This window comes from Streptomyces sp. NPDC102441 (genome assembly GCF_044765585.1).
Lineage (GTDB): Bacteria > Actinomycetota > Actinomycetes > Streptomycetales > Streptomycetaceae > Streptomyces.
This window is the reverse complement of sequence record NZ_JBIWKH010000010.1, coordinates 85,446-103,653: the sequence shown is the minus strand read 5'-3', so window position 1 is coordinate 103,653 and position 18,208 is coordinate 85,446. Positions and strand designations below refer to the sequence as shown.

At 66.3% G+C, this 18,208-nt stretch carries 14 protein-coding genes; 10 read left to right on the top strand and 4 right to left on the bottom strand.

Annotated elements, in window-relative coordinates; all coding sequences use genetic code 11:
- Nucleotides 1–283 precede the first annotated feature (283 nt).
- The 6 genes from ACIREO_RS22630 (at nt 284) to ACIREO_RS22605 (ending at nt 7,663) form a co-directional block, all read left to right on the top strand.
- Nucleotides 284–877, top strand: a complete 594-nt coding sequence (locus ACIREO_RS22630; RefSeq protein ID WP_404113552.1) for a hypothetical protein — start codon at nt 284–286, stop codon at nt 875–877.
- A gap of 439 nt (nt 878–1,316) precedes the next feature.
- A complete protein-coding gene (locus ACIREO_RS22625; protein ID WP_404113091.1) occupies nt 1,317–1,649 on the top strand; it encodes a hypothetical protein in 333 nt (110 codons plus the stop codon).
- A gap of 755 nt (nt 1,650–2,404) precedes the next feature.
- On the top strand, nt 2,405–3,769 hold the full coding sequence (locus tag ACIREO_RS22620; RefSeq protein ID WP_404113089.1) for a hypothetical protein: 1,365 nt from the start codon (nt 2,405–2,407) through the stop codon (nt 3,767–3,769).
- Between the two features lie 173 nt (nt 3,770–3,942).
- Nucleotides 3,943–4,782, top strand: coding sequence for a DciA family protein (locus ACIREO_RS22615; protein ID WP_404113087.1), 840 nt, complete (start codon nt 3,943–3,945; stop codon nt 4,780–4,782).
- A 426-nt stretch (nt 4,783–5,208) separates the two neighbouring features.
- The gene (locus ACIREO_RS22610; protein ID WP_404113085.1) at nt 5,209–6,468 is read left to right on the top strand and encodes a ParB/RepB/Spo0J family partition protein; all 1,260 of its coding nucleotides are present in this window, start codon (nt 5,209–5,211) and stop codon (nt 6,466–6,468) included.
- A 340-nt stretch (nt 6,469–6,808) separates the two neighbouring features.
- Nucleotides 6,809–7,663, top strand: coding sequence for a ParA family protein (locus ACIREO_RS22605; protein WP_404113083.1), 855 nt, complete (start codon nt 6,809–6,811; stop codon nt 7,661–7,663).
- 1,056 nt (nt 7,664–8,719) lie between these two features.
- Here the strand turns inward: ACIREO_RS22605 and ACIREO_RS22600 are convergent.
- Nucleotides 8,720–9,406, bottom strand: coding sequence for a GntR family transcriptional regulator (locus ACIREO_RS22600; protein ID WP_404113082.1), 687 nt, complete (start codon nt 9,404–9,406; stop codon nt 8,720–8,722).
- A gap of 397 nt (nt 9,407–9,803) precedes the next feature.
- A complete protein-coding gene (locus ACIREO_RS22595) occupies nt 9,804–11,303 on the bottom strand; it encodes a protein kinase (protein ID WP_404113080.1) in 1,500 nt (499 codons plus the stop codon).
- 427 nt (nt 11,304–11,730) lie between these two features.
- Here ACIREO_RS22595 and ACIREO_RS22590 point away from each other — a divergent pair, with 427 nt between their 5' ends.
- Nucleotides 11,731–12,327, top strand: a complete 597-nt coding sequence (locus tag ACIREO_RS22590; RefSeq protein WP_404113078.1) for a hypothetical protein — start codon at nt 11,731–11,733, stop codon at nt 12,325–12,327.
- Between the two features lie 207 nt (nt 12,328–12,534).
- Here ACIREO_RS22590 and ACIREO_RS22585 read toward each other — a convergent pair whose 3' ends face one another.
- The gene (locus tag ACIREO_RS22585; RefSeq protein WP_404113076.1) at nt 12,535–13,374 is read right to left on the bottom strand and encodes an IclR family transcriptional regulator C-terminal domain-containing protein; all 840 of its coding nucleotides are present in this window, start codon (nt 13,372–13,374) and stop codon (nt 12,535–12,537) included.
- A 101-nt stretch (nt 13,375–13,475) separates the two neighbouring features.
- Nucleotides 13,476–14,249 (bottom strand): zinc-binding alcohol dehydrogenase family protein, encoded by a 774-nt coding sequence (locus ACIREO_RS22580; protein ID WP_404113074.1) that lies wholly within the window; start codon nt 14,247–14,249, stop codon nt 13,476–13,478.
- A gap of 811 nt (nt 14,250–15,060) precedes the next feature.
- Here ACIREO_RS22580 and ACIREO_RS22575 point away from each other — a divergent pair.
- From ACIREO_RS22575 to ACIREO_RS22565, 3 genes are all read left to right on the top strand, one after another.
- On the top strand, nt 15,061–15,531 hold the full coding sequence (locus ACIREO_RS22575; RefSeq protein WP_404113072.1) for a hypothetical protein: 471 nt from the start codon (nt 15,061–15,063) through the stop codon (nt 15,529–15,531).
- Nucleotides 15,524–16,807, top strand: a complete 1,284-nt coding sequence (locus tag ACIREO_RS22570) for an MAB_1171c family putative transporter (protein ID WP_404113071.1) — start codon at nt 15,524–15,526, stop codon at nt 16,805–16,807. Before ACIREO_RS22575 ends, ACIREO_RS22570 begins: the two co-directional genes overlap by 8 nt.
- A gap of 83 nt (nt 16,808–16,890) precedes the next feature.
- Nucleotides 16,891–18,207: an FAD-dependent oxidoreductase gene (locus ACIREO_RS22565; RefSeq protein ID WP_404113069.1), complete on the top strand. Its 1,317-nt coding sequence runs from the start codon at nt 16,891–16,893 to the stop codon at nt 18,205–18,207.
- Nucleotide 18,208: the final 1 nt, after the last annotated feature.

Sequence of the window (18,208 nt, the reverse complement as noted above, 5' to 3'; positions counted from 1 at the left end):
CGTGTCCCGGTGGCTGGCCAGCACCGGATGCCGCGTGCCTCCGGTCGAGAGCAGCCCGACCGGCATCGCCTACTACTGCCGTTGGTACCGGACGGCTCCAGGAGGTGCACGGCCCGCAAGTAGTATCCGGACGGGATCCGTCGCCCCGTTCGCCCTCGGTGGAGTCTTCCCCTCGGACGGAGAGGTCTTCGCCCTCTCGTTCGTGCTGTCCGCCGCGGACCCGACCAGAGGTGCCCTCAGTGACCCGGACACCTTCGAGGCAGCCGCCCGTACATTTCCCGCTATGCAGACCTGGCTTATCGGTCGGCCCACACCCCTGACCCCCGTCCTGCCCATGGGCGGACTGAACAACAGGTGGGCGCCACTGACCGATGACGCCGGCCCCGTCGTCACGGGGATCCTCAGCGTGGGTGACACGCTGGTCCACACCAACCCGACCCTCGGCCAAGGAACTGCTCTGGCTTTGCGTACCGCCCAGCAGGTAGCCCAGCAAGCGATCGATGGTGAAGATCCATACGACGTTGCCCGTCGCCATCAGCAGTGGGCGCTTCAAGAACTCCGCCCTTGGTATGAAATGCAGATCGCAGCGGACCGCGCCTCGGAGGTGGAGCTCCAGGCTGGAGTCGCAGGAACGGCTCTCCCCCCGGCTTCCTACAACCGCGCTGCCGTCAATGCTTGCGCTCTCGAGGAGCCCGAGATCATGCGGGCTCGGGCGCGTGTCCGCCACCTCATGGATCGCGCCGATGAAGCCTACGCAGAACCCGGTGTCCGCACGACGCTTGCTCGCTGGCGCAGCTCTCACCCACATCCCGCCAAGGTCTTCGATGGCCCCACACGGGCCACATGGCAGTCGATCGTGTCTCAGACCTTGACCTGACTGCACGGCCCACATGTGTGGCCTGCGGGGTGTGGGCCGACAAGCCGGGGCTGCGCGCTGCCTGCTTCAACGGGTAGCCGGGGCGGACCACCCGCAGCAACTCCCCCGGCACCCGAGCCGGTTCGGCGACGTGCGGCAGCCCCGCTCCTGCGCGATCAGCGTCAAGGAGCTGTCAACCGCGGCGTACCCGGTACCCGCTCCGACCTTAAGGAACAGTCCGCCAGCCTCGGCACTCAGGAACTCCTGCAACCGCTGCTTGTACGCAGCGTAGAGCGGCTCCGCTGGTCCAGGACGTGCACCCACTCGGCGGGACCGGGCTGTGTGTCCACCGACGTGAAGCCGTGAGCACCACTGTGATCGTTCATGGGAGCACGCTAGACGTGCCAACCAAACCGGGGAATCGTCCCAGACAGAGCAGTAGCGCCACTTCCGGAGCCGGATGCCCGAGGCGGCCAGTCTCGAAAAGTGCACCGTGCAGCTCGACACGATGCTGGGCAAAGTCAGCGGCTACGTGCGCCAGATCAACGTCCTCCGGGATCCGTTTGGCCCGCCGCCACAATCGGTCAGCTGCACGCAGTCACCCCGCGCAGTGCAGATGGAACTCGTAAAGGAACTCCTCCATCTCGAAAACCTCAGTGATCGTGAAGGTGCACACACCACGGGATCGTTGCGAATCGAAGCAGAGAATGCATCGCATCTCCTCGGCTGGCAAGGAGCGCGGAAACAGCAACTGCGCAGGGTGTTGCCAGGAAGGAAGCCCATTAGGCGGTAGTCAAAAGCTTCCGCGACACGACGGAGTGAAGGTGGTCGCAATGTATGCGGTCACAGAGGTAGGCTCAGCCCTGGCCATATTTGAGGATCACGATTCTTGAGGCCGCGAAAGTCCGAACATGCTTAAGGCCCCCGCCCCCGGGGTCGAGACCGGGGATACGCGAGGGCCGTACAGCACCAAGACCGTTAGTAGGAACGGCCGAGGCATGAGCCATGGTACCCGTGCATACAGTGCACGGCACAAGGAGACCCACCCGGGCAGCGCACGTGCGCCGAGCCCGCAGGTGGGTCTTGTCATGTATCGGGTCGCCTCGCTCCCTCAGCTCCGCGCCCGAAACGGTCTCCTCCGGTGTCATCTCGCAGCGCAAGAAGGACGGCCAGTTCGTCCCCCGAGGGGGATGGCATGACGTAAGTCTGCTGCGGAGGTGATTGCCTCGCAATCACAGGACCTCCGCCGGCCGCTGCTTCTCCAGACCGGTTGATTGCCCGTCAACCCATCTGGGCTCGCTCTGCGGCCCACTTCCACGGTGGTTATCAGGTTGCCCGCCTGACGTCCCACTAGGGCCCGCTCAGTCCGATTGCTAATCGGTCCGCTCGGGACTTCACCGCCCATACCAGGGGCGGAGTACCGCTCATCACCCACCTTCGAAGCACAGCACAGGGGCTTTTCACCGCCCGCTTTTGTGCTTCCAAGGCAATCGAGCCCCACGAAGGGGTCTCGTTTTGCCGCCCTCCGGAGAGGACGACGAGCCCATCATGCAGCACAGTGCTGCCATTTGTCAGGTCGACTCTGCCCAGATGGGGAGTGTCGAGCCCATCACCACCCCTGCGGGGGACAAGACCGCCCTCAAACTCAGCAGCTACACGACACCAACGGGCGCCGCGGCGGCCGGATTCGAACTGGTTCCCGCAAGGTCGCAGGAGATCCTGCATACCTGTTCCCGCCGAACCGCCCCGAGGGCTTGGCTCACGGCGCTGGATTGGCTCATCTTTGAAGCGAAGCTGCACCCGAAGGCCAACCTCACGACCATGCGGGTCGCCATGGACCTTGCCGACCGCATGGACTACCGACGCGGCATCGTGCTATACGACCTCGCCGGCACCGCGGTCAACCTCAAGCTCGACGAGTCCACGATCAAACGCCACGTCGCTTACCTTCGAGAACTGGGCACCCTGGTCTGGCTCGAGCACGGATCAAAGCGCAACCTGCGCCTACCCGGCCGCAAGTACACCGCCACCGCCACCATCTACGGCGCAGTGATCCCCCTGGTGTACGACACTGCCAAGGGCCACCGGCTCCGCGGAACCGGTTACGAAACCTCGGTCGTCGGCTTCACGAAAGCAGGCCGACAGATGGCTGTGGACAACGCTGTGGATAAGGCAGCAGGCAGAACGGCTCACAAGCGCCTTGCGCCCCCTTCTCGTGGTGCTACCCCCCACGGACCTGTACTTGAACTGGGAGGGAAGGGAAAAGCTACGCGCACAGCGCGAGTTGACAAGCGCAAGCGACCCAGGAAGACAACCCTCGGCAGGAAAGTGACCGCCAGTCTGTTCCAGGCAGCGGACCGGCTAGCTCGCCGTCTGCGTCCGCTTCATAACTGGACCCAGAAAGCTCGGATTGGCGAACTGTCCTGGGTCCTGGTCGACAAGCTTGCCGAGGGCTGTACTGAATACCAGGTAGATGTCTGGCTACGAGAGATCTCGCCCCGCGTCGCGATCGGCCTGGACTGGCGGCCTGACCGCCCGCACACGTACATCGCCAGCCAGCTGCGGCGTGAGCAGGCGATGCACGAGGAGGACAAGCAGCGGAATCTTGACTGGGCCAACCGGGTCGCACCAAACGCTGCGTTCGGCGCGGCACTTGAGGAGACGCGGCTCCAGCAGACGGGCGGGGAACAGCCAGCCGTGCAGGGCCTTGAGGCCCTCGACGGGGAAACCCGCCGCCGGATGCGTGCCGACGCCTGGGCGGACTACAAGTACGGCGGCAATCCTGCCCTCGTCCTGACCGCGTATGAGGTTCTCGGCCCAACCGCCGCGTACAGCCTCTATGGCAAAGAGCTGGTTGACATGTGTATGAAGCTCGACGCCAACTCCTACAACCCCCGGATCCGTCTGCACTGATGGCAAATCACAGAGCTCCACATGTCTAGCCAACCCACTAGGTCGATAGATACTCCCCCGCTGGGAGACCTCCCCACCGAGATAGACCGTCTTTGCGAGGTCCTGGAATTGCACACGACCATCCTCGTCGATAGCCCGAGGCATGCCGTACGCCAAGCCTGTCCTGCGAAGATGTGGTTCGGCCCTACTGTCCGAACGGCGCACCCGCAACAGCCGTTGATTTCACTGCAATCAGCGGAGGCACCGTGACCGCCGGGCTGCCCACGCCGAACAGCGCCGACCTTGCACGGATCGCCCTACGGCAGGCCAAGGAGAACGCCCGGCGGACCAACGCGCCGGCGCCGAGAACGAAACCGAGAACTTCGGGCCGCAGACTTCGCAGCGATGGACGCGACCCTCTGCTGCTGGGCGGAGTCATTCGGCAGGTCGTGGTAGACAACGGCTGGCAGAGCAAAGCTGTAGGCCGCGCCGTCGTTGACAGGTGGGCTGCGATCGTTAGCGAAGAGTGCGCACTCCACTGGACCGCGGCCGCCTACGACGCGGGAACCGGAATCCTGACGGTGGTGTGCGACTCCAACTCCTGGGCCACGATGCTCGAACTCGCCTCGCCGACATTGATCCACGAAGTCAACTTGGCTTTGGGCAAGGGAAAGGGCGCTGAGCCTAAGGACTCCCCGTTGGCGGCGATCGACATCCGTAGGCGCACTTGTAGCCCCGCCGCACAGGGGCCTGCAGTCTTGAAGGCCGAGCCGCACACCGCGTGCCAGACACCACCTGGCGCTCCGTTGCCGAACGAGTACCTACGGACGCGGGAACAGCTCAGGGAAGCTAAGGCTATGCGCGACACGACTAACACCGAGGGTGCCCCTCTGCTCGGCCCAACTCATCTGCCGACGCTACCGAATGACCAGCCCGACGCTCAGCCTTCAAATCGACCTTGCGGCCCGTACCGCACCCCCGGACCTGAAACAGCCCCACTGAGCAGGCCGACCGCGACGCCTCCACCCCATTAGCGGACACCAACGGCGCAGCCTAGAGACGGGCTTCACCACGAGTATCGGGCTGTCCCCCTGACATCCACTGCATCACCTCAGTGATTGCCCCGCAATCACGCTGCCCAAAAGCCGAACACGCGGCTGTCCATTCCCCAGCTGGTTCTCGGCACTCGGAGCTGATCCCGGTGTCACCACCACTTCTCCCAGACGCGCCGGGGCATACTGGGCTTGGACGACCAGGCCTCCGCCCCCGGGATGATTGCCCCGCAATCACTCCGCGTCGTCCTTCACCTCCACCAGGCCCGCATCAGTCGGGGTTTGTTCTGCTCATATCGGACACACTGGGTGCACGAATCTGGTGCCACTCGTCCGGCCTCCTGGCCCCGGCGGATAAGCTCGCGGCTGAGACCCATCACATCAGCACCACCCCACCCCGGAGACCCCATGGCCGGAATGCCGAACAGAAACCTCAACGACGCCCGGGCGGCAGCTTCACAGCAGCGATTGTTCAGCCAGGCGACTGCCGAGTTGCCGATCGCGGACCTGTTGCCCAGCCCGGAAAATGGGCGCAAAAAGATCCGTAACGTCAAGGGGCTTGCCGACTCCTTCGACGATGATGGAGTCGTCCAAGCGCTCACGGTCGTGACCGCAGCCGCCTACATCGAGCATTACCCGCAGCACAAGGAACATGTCGAGGCGTCCAAGAAGCCGTACGTGATCCTGCACGGACACCGTCGGCTGGCTGCGGCGCAGAAGCGCGGGTTGGACAAAGTACCCGTCTTCCTCCGCAAGAAGATCGACGGTTCCATCCGGCTGGCTGCTATCAAGGAGAACGAACAGCGACTCGGGCTGGACCCGATCGAGCAGGGTGCCGACTACCAAGCGGCCCTGGACGAGCTGAACATCTCCCAGCGGGAGTTGTCGCGGAAGCTGGGCAATACCTCGCAGACGGCCATCTCCCACAGGATCAAGCTCCTGAAGCTCATCAAGCCGCTCCGCAATGCGGTCGTCGACCACTGGTGCAAGCAGAACGGTCTCGAGATTGAGCATGGTGGGGAACTGCTGCTGCCGGTCAAGGAGGCGGCTACCGTTCTGGCCGGGCTGCGCGAGGACCTGCAGCAAGCCTTCGCCGACGGGACACTCTCGTTTGCCGATGCCGAGACGGTCGTCAAAAGCAAGGTGTCGATCGAGGAGCAGAAGCTCCCTTCCTCGGAGCCGGAGCCGGAGCCGGAGCCGGAGCCGGAGCCGGAGCCGCAGCCGGAGCCGGAGCCGCAGCCGCAGCCGGAGCCGCAGCCCAACGCGGACCAGCAGTCCGCGGAGCCGAAGCCTCACAGGGACCGCCAGCAGGAGACCACCGCGGGCGGCGGAGAGGGCAACGAGGAGGTTGAGCCGAAGAGGGACGGTGGCTCCGAGGGCGACTCAGACAAGAACCCTTTGCCCACCCAGCGGAACTCGGCGAACGACAGTGACGACGAGCAACAGAAAGGGCAGAGCGAACCGGAGACCGTGAATAGCGGTGTCGGCAACTCGGGTTCCGGTCCGTCGGGCACTCCACTGAACGAGGAGTCCAAGCCGGCGGGAGCCACGCTCACAGAGCGCGGTGTCATCCCCGTCACCACGGTTAAGGACATCTACGTGGGCCTCAAGGAACGGCTCTCCATGGAGGAGTTCGAGGAGCTGCAGGAGCTCATTCTGAGCGACTGAATCACCCGCCGCCCAGAACACCTTCGCCCCGTCGAGTGAATTCTCGACGGGGCGACTGGCTTTTCTCCACACTCGCGCGATAGCGTGCTTCCCAGCACTCCCTTCCCCGCCGTGCCTGCCACGCCTTTCCTTGCGTCGGCCCCGAGCACACGAGTGATTGCGGGGCAATCACTTCACCCCCGGCATCCGCCATCGGACCCCTGGCGGCTCCAGCGGACCACACGGCAGGGAACCGTACTCATCACGCGTATGCACACGTCCGGGACCATGCCTTCTGGTGTTCAGTCTCTCCCCCACCGGCCCCGTGCGTGATTGCGCGGCAATCACTGTGGAGATCTCCATGACCGTCCAGACAGAACGCATCCCGCGGATCATCTCGATGACCAATCAGGTCGGTGGCTCCGGCAAGTCAACCTCAGCGGTGAACCTTGGCGCCCAGCTCGCCGAGTTCGGCCTCACCGTTCTTGTCGTCGACGCCGATGACCAGTGCGACGCCTCCGTGGCGCTCGGCTATGAGTACCCCGATCAGATCGCGGACCAGAAGACCATCTATCACTGCCTCACCGAGAAGGGCGTCAAGCTCACAGAGGCGATCGTCCCGGCTCTCTGCGGCCCGCACGGGGCGGCAGGGACCAAGGTCATTGACAATCTGTTCCTGGTCCTGGGATCGGGCGAGATGGAGAACGCCGAGCAGCACCTAACCACGACTATGGGCCGGGAACTCTGGTTGAGGAATTTGCTCGAGCCGGTCAAGGGGGACTACGACGTCATCATCATCGACTGCCCCGGGTCTCTCGGCCTCGTTGTGATCGGTGCGATCCTCGCCAGCGACGAGGTCGTCGCCTGCATCAAGCCAGGCTACAAGGAGCTTCGGGGACTTACTCGAATCGAGCAGAAGATCGAGATGGTGAAGGACACGTTCGGCGCCAACGGGGCCCACGCGAACCTGACGGGGGTCCTGCTGGTTGACGTACCTACCCACCGCTCGCAAGGGGCGGTATGGGACGACGGGAAGAAGATGGCCCAGGAGACGTACGGTGACCTGGTGCTGCCTGCTGTGCGCCGCTCCACGAAGATCCCCGAGTCGTACGCCCACCAGAAAGTCCTTCTTCACTTCGATCGCGCTGGTGAGGCAACTGCCGACTATCTGGCCGTTGCCAAGGGCATGGGGTTCAAGCGCCTCGCGAAGCGCTGATTGCCCCGCAATCAGCGTGGGGGAGTGGGGACTGTATCCCGAGCAAAAGCTGGGGAGTGATTGCGGGGCAATCACTCCTGGGGCAGGAGGGAGCAGCTGCGTACCCCAACCGCTCCATCCACATGCACAGAGTGATTGCCCCGCAATCATTCTCCCCTGCGGCTGCGCCGGCACTGGTCTCTTGGCTGTTCCTCACTGGAGTGTGCGTTGCCTACAGATGAAGGGCCTGGCCGACTTCTCAGAGCCAGGGATCGTCTGGCCGGGGAAGGGAGGGAAGCCAGATACGCCCACATCCACCGGGGCGTCCGTCGCGAGGCTGGAGCGTTGAGCAGCGCGGAGCGTCACGCCTGATCATGGCGGAGGCGGTCTGTTAGGCCCAGGCGCAGCTGGCGTCCTGGGCCGCCGAGACAGCCAAGCGCATTCTTGATTAGGTCCCGCGGCGTTACATCACGCTGGACGAAGCTGTCGCGGCAGACCTGGCCCCGACTCGAGCGCATGCGCTTGGGCCTGGAGGGTAGGGAAGCACCATAGGCAGGACAGCGCGCGACCCTGGGTGAGCAAGACCATGGGTCTCGCGGTCGACATTTCCGACTTCGAAGTCTGGAAATTCGCTAGGTTCGGTTTCTAGCAGCCCACCGAAGAACCGTCTGAGTAGCGTTGACGGGCGGATGCATTTCTACGGTGCGTCAGATACCTAGGCACTACGTGGTTGCCTGGCCTCGTTCAGGAGACTGTTACTGCTCACCAGACTTCCGATCTGCGTGTTGCCTGCCCTTAATCACGAGGTAGCGAGAATTGCACGGCAAGCAAGTGATTGCCGCGCAATCACTACATTCACTGATCGGGGCTACTTGCAACGCACGATAGACTCCCGGTGTCACCAGGGGTGTGCGCACCCTTCTGGTGGGTCTCCGGGGCCCCCTCGCACGGCGATGCACGCTCCTTGTCGGCAACATCGGGCGAGGCCTATCCGTGTGAGGGGGTACCTGTACGACTCCGTGTGATGGGGTACCTGTACGACGGGCTTAGGTACTCGCAGTTGACCGCTTTGTTAGGTCAACCCGCGACAACGGCAGGCCGATATACGAGGGTGTACAGCTCGGCGAGTACTACGGTTTCCAGCACACGGGCTGGCCCGAGGGCTTGGCGCTCCACTCTGGTCATCGTCGTGACCAACTGACCGGCTACCCCTCCGAGGGCACGGGCCTCAAAATCCATAGCCGCCCGCGAGGTGATCTCCTCCTCCACTCCAATCGCGTCGGTTCTCCCACTCGCGAGAGTTTGCACCGTGATCAGCTGCACAGGCACTCCATCGTGGCGGAAGAGGCGCACAGTGCGTCGCACTCTTCGCCCTGTCCTGACGCCAAGACGTCGGGCCACGGTAGCGGAAGCAGGACTGCTCGTTTCCGGTTCCACCTCGACCATGTCCGGGAAGAGGCCAGCCTCGCCTGCCTCCAACTGGAACAGGGGCCGGGTTGGGCTTGATTCATCCGGTTCGTGGTGCACCAGACGCTGAGGCTCTGGGCGGTCACGTACATAGGTGCCGTCACCGGTCCGTGCCTGCAAGAGGCCCTCGGCCACCAGGACCTTGCGTGCCTCTAGGATCACTGTGTCCGAGACGCTGAAAACGTTCTGGAGCTCTGTCAATGATGGGATGCGATCGCCCGGCTTGAGCCGTCCGTCAGCGATCTGCTCACGCAAGTTCTCGGCGACGCGTCGATAGGCGGTCGTACGCCTGGCCACAGAGTCCCCTCACTCATCATTCCCCAGGAATTTACGCAGCCTCTGAGGTCTAGCACTCAACCTCAGAGGCTGCGTAAATTCCTCATCGCGGTGGGCGGACAGTCCGGCTCACAATGTGTCCCGCCTTCATGTCACCTATCATGGCACGGCATCCGTTCGGGACGGAGGAACTGCACCTCAGGCACTGCTCAGTGGCATGGGACATAGCCTTTGAGGCTGCGGTGAGCGGCGCAGGTCGCGGGCGCGGGTACATTGCAACTGCGGTTGGGTGTCGTCAACTGAACCACTCCAACGGCGGGCGTCCGGCAGAGAGAGCAGCCATCGACTCTCTCCCGTGACTGCAGCTCGGTGCAACGCTTGATTGATCACCAACAGTCCCTGAGTCGGACTGAGCCGCTTACTGGTGGCGTCCTACGTAGCGGAATCTCGCCCGCACGGGCGTGGCACAGGCAAGTGCGACCGTCAGCCAGATCGCGCAGCTGCCCGCCAGGGTCGCGGCCAGGGGGATCCGCCCGCCAAGGAGCACGACCAGGGCCGCCGCGTTCATAAGACCTGCTGCGGTGCCGGATTCGATCCGCGTCTGGTGGTGGCCGGTCAGTCGGTATGTGATTGCGCCGATGAGTGCGGCACCTCCGAGTAGCGCGGGGGAGAGGAATGTGATGATGGCCAGGACGCTCCACCACGGTGCAGGTGACCACCCCATCAGGTACACGCTCACGATGCCTGTCGCGATGAAGGCTGCCAGGGCGTTGCCGCCCGGGCTGGCCTCCGGCTTGGAGGGTGGCACGCACAGCATCCTCAGGCCGAGGCCGGCTGCTGCGGCCGTGCTCGCGACCGCCCACCCGGAGAGGTCGGTGAACAGGGCTAGCTGTGCCCACAATCCGGCCGTCCCGCCCAGCGTTGCTGCCCAGGCGCCGCTTGTTGCTCGCGTAAGCCGCGTCGGCGCGGCGGCAGACAAGCTCGTGCCGCTGGCCCGGCGCGGGCTGCCCGGGGTGGCGGGGCATCCCGGGGGAGTGGCGGTTACTGAGGGGCGTTTCGCTGTCTGCGTTTTCGCGTTCCATACTTCGGTTGCCGTAGCGGACCGGGGCTGGATGGCGAGTGCGGCCATGCGCTGCTCGGCCTCCGCGGCGAGAGGCCGGCGGGCCGGGTCGGCGCACAGCAGCTGCAGCACCAGCTCCTCGAGATCCGCGGGGACGTAGGGGCGTGTGCGGCGTACGGGCGCCGGTCGTGCGCCTTCGGTCCAGGCAGTGCCGCGGCCGAACGGCGGCTGGCCGGTGAGCAGTTCGTACAGCACGCAGCCGAGGCCGTAGAGGTCACTGCGTGCGTCGGTCGTCTCTCCTCGCAGCTGTTCGGGCGCCATGTAGGAGGGGGTGCCCACCACGGAGCCGGGCAGGGTGAGCGTCTCGTTGCTGGTGCTGAGGTGGGCGATGCCGAAGTCGACGAGTGTGACCACGCCTTGCGTGGAGAGGATCACGTTCGACGGCTTGATGTCCCGGTGGACCACTCCCGCGGTGTGTGCGTCCCGCAGCCCTCGCAGGATCTGCCGGCCCCACGAGACCACGTTCGTGAGGTCGGGCAGGCCGTGGGCGAGTACCGAGTTGAGGGGAGCGCCCTCGAGCAGTTCCATCACCAGGAAGCCGACCGGGGAGCCGTCGAGAATGGCCTCGCCGGCGTCGTGCACGGTCACCACGTGCGCGCTGCGGAGTCGTCCGGCAGCCAGTGCTTCTCGTTCGAACCGTGCGCGTTCTGCCTGGGGTGCGCAGGAGAGGTCGACGACCTTGAGGGCGACCTCTCGGCCCAGGCGGGCGTCGACGGCCCGGTAGACGACGCCCATTCCGCCTGTCCCGAGGACCTCGCGCAGCTCGTAGCGGCCGACCAGCTGCTTGTCCTTCACCATCAGGTTCACCTTCCCGGCGACAGCGGTCCCGCGGCGTGGCCGTCGCGGTGACACGAGCCGCCGCGGGTGGGGTGCCTGCACGGCTGCGGCAGCTCCCGACCGCGCGCCGGCGCCCCCTCTTATGGGGCGCCCGGGCGGGGCCGGACTGTCTCCGCCGCGTCAGTGTTCCAGATGCCCGTCTGCCGCTGGTGGTTCGTCTCCCGCTGCGGGCCCTTGAGGCCTGCCGCCTGGTGAAGGTTGTGCAGATGACACGGACGTCGCGGTCTCGCGCCTTCCCTCTGGGCTCGGCTGCGCAGGGGAGGGGGAGGAAGCGCTGCCGGGGTGGCGGTCCGCCCGTGAGCCGTGTGCGGCGAGAGGATGCTCAAGAGCCCTGCGGGGTGAGCCGATGGCCTGGTGGCCGGTGTCCGAGCGAAGCAAGGAGTTCCAGGTGTCGTATGCATGGCCATGGACGGTGCGTCACGTCTACAGCGACGCCGATCGCGGGCTGCGCCCCTACCTGCGGTCGATGCACGGGATGCTTGAGCACTACCGCCGTGCCGGCCTGATTCGAGAGCACCTGGACCGTCCGGTCACCACGGCCGACGATCTCCTTCGGGCTCTGTCCGAGCCGGGCCCGGACGAGCTGCTCATCGCCGATCTCCACGGGGCCATCGGGATCGACGAGGCATGGCTCGGCCCCAGCAGCACTGACGCCTTCCTCCTCCTCGACAGTCTTCCGGCCCGTTCCTGGTCGGCGTCCGCCGTCATCTTGACCAACTGCTACGGCGCGCGCGAACAGTTCCACCGCGCTCTGAGTCGTCTGAGTGCCGTCCCGGTGGCGGTGGCCGGGCACTTCGACGTGGCCGCCAAGCGGGACACAACCCCTGTCGCGCTGACCAAGGCGCTCTTGCAGCACAGCGACGCCGGGGACGAGCGCGGCGCCTTCACGGCCATGGAGGTCGCGGGACACAATCTGCGGCTGAGTTCGGCCAGGGCCTGGGCCCCCGACCTGATCAAGCCCGCCGATGTGGTGAGAGCGGCGTAGCGACTGGCGACCGGGCCCGTGGGACCCGTCGGACGGCACGCGCCTGACGATGTTCCCGCCCGTATGTACGCCAGGCGCGTGGTCGCTTCGTGGACCGGGCGGCTCGAATGTGCTGTACCCGTACAGCGGGGGCGGCTGCGCTGCGGTCGGCGACAGAGCGAAGGGCCGAGCGGAAGTGCTCCGCTCGGCCCTGGCAGTGCGGGAAGGTCAGATTTCGTCGCGCAGGGCGCCGGGCCATCCGCCGCGCAGGCCGCTGAGTTGTGCTGCGGCGCGCACTGTGGCGGTGACGTAGGCCTCGGGGATCTCGCCGAGCTCGGCCTTCTTGAGCAGGAGCACGGATGCGGTGATGGTGTCGTCCCAGAAGACCGGGGCTGCGCAGCTGTGCCACCCGGCCATGCATTCCTGGTAGCCCAGTGCGTAGCCGCGGTCGCGGATCGTCTGCAGGGAGGCGAGGAGCTCGGCGTCGTCCCTGATGACGCCGGGGCCTACGTGCGGGGGGATCTCCTGCTCGGTGACACGCTGCACGAGGCTGTCGCCGAGGTAGGCCAGGATGGTGCGTCCGGAGGCGCCGGTGCGCAGGGAGCGGGTGACGGACAGGACCGCGGCGGTGGTCATGTTGAGCTCTTCGAGGTCGGACTCCCCGACGCCCATTTCGACGCACTGGCGGCCGGGTACTTCTCCGGTGGCGCGGGTGTAGAGGAACGTCAGCCCGTTGTCGGTTTTCTCGTGCAGGTTCGTCAGGACCGCTTTGACCTTGTCGGTGGGCATCTGGGCGCTGTAGGCGTCGTCGATGGCGTTGAAGCCGATGGCCGCGCTGCCCTGGCCCAGCTGCCAGCGGCCGCGTGTCTTGCCCTGCGCCCGGCGGAAGATGCCTTCGTACACGCCGGCCGCGAGGATGCGGCTGACGGTGGCGTCGTTGAGTCCGGCGGCCCTGGCTATCTCGCCTGTGCCGTGGTCGCCCGGGCCGAGATCCTTGAAGGCGAGTTGGACCTGGAAGACCCGCTCGGAAGCGGTAACTCCGCGCACCACGCTGCTCTGTTCAGCCATTGCCCATGCTCCCTGTGGGGGTGTGCTCCTCCCGCCGGAGCACGTTGCGCGTCATGCGTTGCGGAGCCGGGACTCCGCGGCAGATGAAGATCCATCGAATCCTACTGGGACGGGTCGAGGGAGAGTTTGCCGGTCACCGTGCGGCTGGCCAGGTCACGGTGCGCCTGGGCGGCGTCACCCAGTGCGTAGGTTCCGCCGCTGATGATCCGCAGCTGGCCCTGGGTGATCATGGTGAAGAGCGATTTCGTGGAGAACGCCTGATGGGTGGCGTCCACGTTCGGCAGCCAGAAGCCGCTGAGTGTGACCGACTTCTGCAGCAGGGTCTGCAGCAGGTCCTCGCTCTTCAGGCTCGGCCAGATGCCGCTGGCGTAGCCGAACGTGGCCACGCGTCCGTTGCGCTGGATGACGTCGAGGGTGGTGGCGAACATGCTGGCGCCGGTCATCTCCAGGGCCGCGTTGATGCCGTCCCGGCGGTTGCCGTTGGCTTCCTGCGCGGCGGCGGTGATGCGCTGGGCCAGGTCCTCCTCGGTGGAGGAGTCGACGACGGCCTTGGCGCCCAGGTCGAGTGCGAGTTGGCGCTTCTCTTCGGTGCTGGCCATCGCTACGACCCTGGTGCCGTTCGCGGCGGCGAGCTGTACCGCGAGGGAGCCGACGCCGCCGGCCGCGGCAGGGATCAGGACGGTTTCGTTCGCCCGGATCTGCAGCTGGGAGAAGAGCAGGTGGTAGGCCGTGTTCCCTTGGAGGGCTACGGCGATCGCCTGGTCGTCGTCGACGCTGTCGGGGATCTCCCAGCACTGGGTGTTGCGGACCGCTGCCTTCTGCGCGTATCCGCCGCCCTGTACGAGCCCGGCGAGGCGGCGCCCGTCCTCGGTCACACCGACGACTTCATTGCCTGGAATGTAAGGGGTTGCGACGGGAGCGAGGTAGGTGTTGTTTCTGACGTGAATGTCCGCATAGTTCACGCCCGCCCTGGTGACATTTACCAGTGTTCGCGCGGGAGTGACCTTTGGATCCGGTTCTTCCGTAAGTTCCAGGACATCCGGACTGCCGAAAGACTTCATGGTGATGGCGCGCACGGGAGCCTCTTTCATGTGCAAAGGGAGCGGGAGATGTCTTGACAGGTTATGCCAAGCCCCGGGAGCCCCTCACCTGCAGGTATGGCCCAGGTTCTTTCTCACACGCATCTCGGCCGATTTGGTGGAACCGGGGCAGGTCAGGGGTGGATGTCTCTCGTCAGCCGCAATTCCGGGGGCCATTCCCACGTGGCGAGAACGTTGAGGGCTAAACCTTCTCGGTGGGTGACATCAATGGTTGCTATTTCGCGAAAGCGAGGGAGATAGTGAGTCCGCCTGCGGTGTGAGGTGATCATGAAATAGCGCGAAGGTGGACCCTCTGCTGCTCGGGGGGGACGGCCTGCGGGATGCTGAGCAGCGGAGCGAAAAATCTCGACGGAAAAATGGGACGCATGTTTGGATGGGGTCTGCGGGTGAGACCCGCAGGAGGGGCAAGGGGGATCTGGTGACCGGGCGGATCGATCAACCGCGATTCGACGGTGCTGCTGGCTGCGAGGCGCGGCACGGAAGCTACGACGAACGGCTTCAGCCGAGAGGCCGGTGGAGCGGAACGCTCGAGCAGTTCGCGATCCAACGCGAGCGACGGCGCACCGGCCGGGCCATTCGCCGGGACATGGGACTGTCCGGGGTCCGTGACATCGACGGTCTGGTCAAGGTGGTCTCCGAGCGCCGCCAAAAGCCCATCACCGTCTCCAGCAGGCCACTTCCCGCGCAGATCAGTGCCGCCTGCGGCTCCAGCCGTGACTTCGACTTCATCGTGGTGGATGCCCAGTCCAGCAAGCTGACGCAGCTGCTCGCCACGATGCACGAACTCGGCCATCTCCTGTGGGATGACCCGGACCGAAGGCTCCAGGGCCCCCGGGAGGCGCACCGGCGCATGCCCGAGGAACTGGTCCGGGAGCTGTTTCCCGGGCTGAAACCGGACGCGGTCACGGCGTTCTTCATGCGCTCCCACTACGCCGACCAGCAGGAGCGCCGCGTCGAGATCTTCGCGACCGTCATGCTGGAGAGCCACCTGAGTCTGCGCGGCCCCTCCGGGGACTTCCTCGGGTCGACCTTCGCGCACCGGAGGGCCGGTGTCTGACCTGATCACCACGGCCGTCTACCTGCTCATGGCGACGGTGTTCCTGGTGATCGCCGGCTGGAAAGGGCTCGCCTTCCTGCGCGAGCCCAGCCTCACCCTCGCCCTGATGACCGCCGCCTTCTTCCTGGGCGGCCTCGTGTACGCCATGGCGTCCCCGGCCGGCTACCGGTACATCGGTGACGTCTTCAACCAGCCCTGGGCCGCTACTCTGCCGATTTACGTCGGCATCCTGCTCTGCTACGCCGACACTCACATCCTCACTCTGCTGTGGACTCCGGCGAGCACGACGCCGCGCCACCGGATCCGTCAGCTCGTCACCGCCTGGGTCGCCGCCTACGCGGCCGCGATCGCGGCGATGACCTTGACCTTTCTGCACGCCCGGCTCGACGGCCCGGCAGATCCGCTGAAGTTCAACACTCAGCAGGCCAACGACCCGGCCGCCCTCGCCTTCCTGGCGATTCTGCTGACGGTCCTGTCCTGCGGCACGCTCAGCACGTTTCTCCGCGCGCGCCGTACTGTTCCGGAGGACCCGAGGATCGCCTACGCCATGCGGTGGTTCGGCGGTTCCATGCTCGTCACCTTCGGCTACGTCATCTGCTCCGCACCCGCCATCGCCGCCGCAGCTCTCGGGTACCACCAGCTGGAGGGAGTCGGTGTCGCCGGTGCCGGCTTCGGCATCCTCGGCTGCCTGGGCACCTGCTACGGCATGACAGGTGCTGCCGTGACGGCCTGGCTCAAAGAACGCCGCGACATCCGGCTCCTGCAGCCGCTGTGGAACCTCGTCGTGCGCGACGTCGACCAGAGGTTCGCCTTCAGCCCGGCCAGCGCCGAGCCGCCCCGGTGGGTCAACGTCCGCTTCGGCCTGCACCGGCGCGTCATCGAGATCCTCGACGGCATCCGTGAACTGCGGTCCTGGGCCGATACCGACGTCGGCCATGCCGTGAGCGGCCCCCAGGACGAACCGCTCGCGAAGCGGGACCTGGAAGCGATGAGTACAGCGGCCATCCTGCGGGACGCCGTCGCGCGCTACCAGGCATCCCGGGCACCGCGGACCTCCGCGCACGCCCTGCCGGTACCCGCGCCGGCCGGCACCGCACAAGACCTCCCGGGCGCAGACATCGAAGCCCAGGACGAACGCAACCGGCTCGTCCTGGTCGCCCGCTACCTCAACCACCCGCTCGTGACCCAGGCCGTGGACCTCGCCGCCCAGCGCCGCGAGGCCGGCCCCGCCGCCGCAGCGCCCACCCGCGACGCTACGACTGAGCAGCGTCGGTAGGGTCACCCGGACCTTCCGTCGCGGCGCGCAACCACCACGCCGGACAGCCAACGGCCGACAGGCCCACACGAAGGGGGACACCCGTGCGCCGGGCCGTCGTACTCGGAGGATCATTCGCAGGGCTGCTCGCAGCCCGGGTCCTCCACGACTTCGCCGAGGAAGTCACCATTCTCGAACCCGACCACGAACGGGCACCCACCACCCGCTCCGGCGCACCGCACCGCGATCAGCTGCACGCCCTGCTGGCCATGGGCCACGAACAGCTGGAGCGCCTCTTCCCCGCCCTTATTGACGAGATGGTCGAGGCCGGCGCGCACCTGGGCAGCGGAGAGCAGATCCAGTTCTACACCGACGGCAGACTCAAGCCCCCCGTCCCCGGCATACGCATGATCGGCGCCACCCGCACCTTCCTCGAAGACCACATACGCCGCCGCGTCCTTGGCCTGCCCCGGATCACGGTCCTGCCGCACCGGTCGACCGGGATGCGCGTGCACGCCGGCCGCGTGGACACCGTCTCCTACGTCACGGCCGAGGGCCACCGCGACGCACTGCCCGCCGACTTCACCGTGGATGCGATGGGACGCTCCAGCCGGCTGGGCCGGTGGCTGGAGAAGGAAGGATGGCCGGCACCACGGGTCGAGCGCATGCAGATAGATCTCGGCTACGCCACCGCCCGCTTCCACCGCGGACACGAACTGCCCGACACCGTCGTCGCGCACTCAACTCCCGGACCCGCCAGCAACTACCTGCCGTCGGTCTGCGAGCCCGGGGCCCTCACCGCCGTCGAGAACGACCGGTGGAACGTTGTCCTGGCCGGTTACACCGGCTACCGGCCCACCGGCAGCCCCTCCGCCTTCCTCACCCGCATGCGCCGCTGCGTGGCCCCCATCCAGCAGGTCGCCGACCTGTGCGCCATGGACGGCGAACCCACCACCTTCCATGTCCGCGACAGCCGACGCCGCCACTACCAGGACGTGCCCCGACTCCCCGGCGGCCTCGCCGTGCTCGGCGACGCACTCGTGTCGGTCAACCCCATCTACGGGCAGGGACTCACCCTCGGCGCCCTCCAGGCAGCGGCCCTCGACCGCTACCTGCGCTCCGGCACGAGCCCCCACCATCCGGCGACCGGCTACTTCCGCCGCGCCAACACCGTGGTCAACGCCGCCTGGCAGCTGTCCACCACCGCCGATCTCGCGCAGCCGCACGTCACCGGCCCCTACCCGCTCGGCTACCCCGTCGTACGCTGGGCCGCCGACCGGGTCGCTGAAGCCTCCATCACGGACGCAGAGGTCAATCGCACCTTCATGGACGTCCTGCACATGCGCCGGCACCCCCGTGCCCTGACCCACCCCCGCATCCTGCTGCGCACCGCGCGCACGCTCGCAGCCCGCACCACCTAGG

What these genes read in the sequence shown, in the direction of transcription:
- ACIREO_RS22620 (WP_404113089.1), top strand. Translation starts at nt 2,405, where the DNA reads ATGCAGCACAGTGCTGCCATTTGTCAGGTCGACTCTGCCCAGATGGGG.
- ACIREO_RS22585 (WP_404113076.1), bottom strand. Translation starts at nt 13,374, where the DNA reads ATGGCTGAACAGAGCAGCGTGGTGCGCGGAGTTACCGCTTCCGAGCGG.
- ACIREO_RS22605 (WP_404113083.1), top strand. Translation starts at nt 6,809, where the DNA reads ATGACCGTCCAGACAGAACGCATCCCGCGGATCATCTCGATGACCAAT.
- ACIREO_RS22625 (WP_404113091.1), top strand. Translation starts at nt 1,317, where the DNA reads ATGCCCGAGGCGGCCAGTCTCGAAAAGTGCACCGTGCAGCTCGACACG.
- ACIREO_RS22610 (WP_404113085.1), top strand. Translation starts at nt 5,209, where the DNA reads ATGGCCGGAATGCCGAACAGAAACCTCAACGACGCCCGGGCGGCAGCT.
- ACIREO_RS22575 (WP_404113072.1), top strand. Translation starts at nt 15,061, where the DNA reads ATGGGACTGTCCGGGGTCCGTGACATCGACGGTCTGGTCAAGGTGGTC.
- ACIREO_RS22595 (WP_404113080.1), bottom strand. Translation starts at nt 11,303, where the DNA reads ATGGTGAAGGACAAGCAGCTGGTCGGCCGCTACGAGCTGCGCGAGGTC.
- ACIREO_RS22630 (WP_404113552.1), top strand. Translation starts at nt 284, where the DNA reads ATGCAGACCTGGCTTATCGGTCGGCCCACACCCCTGACCCCCGTCCTG.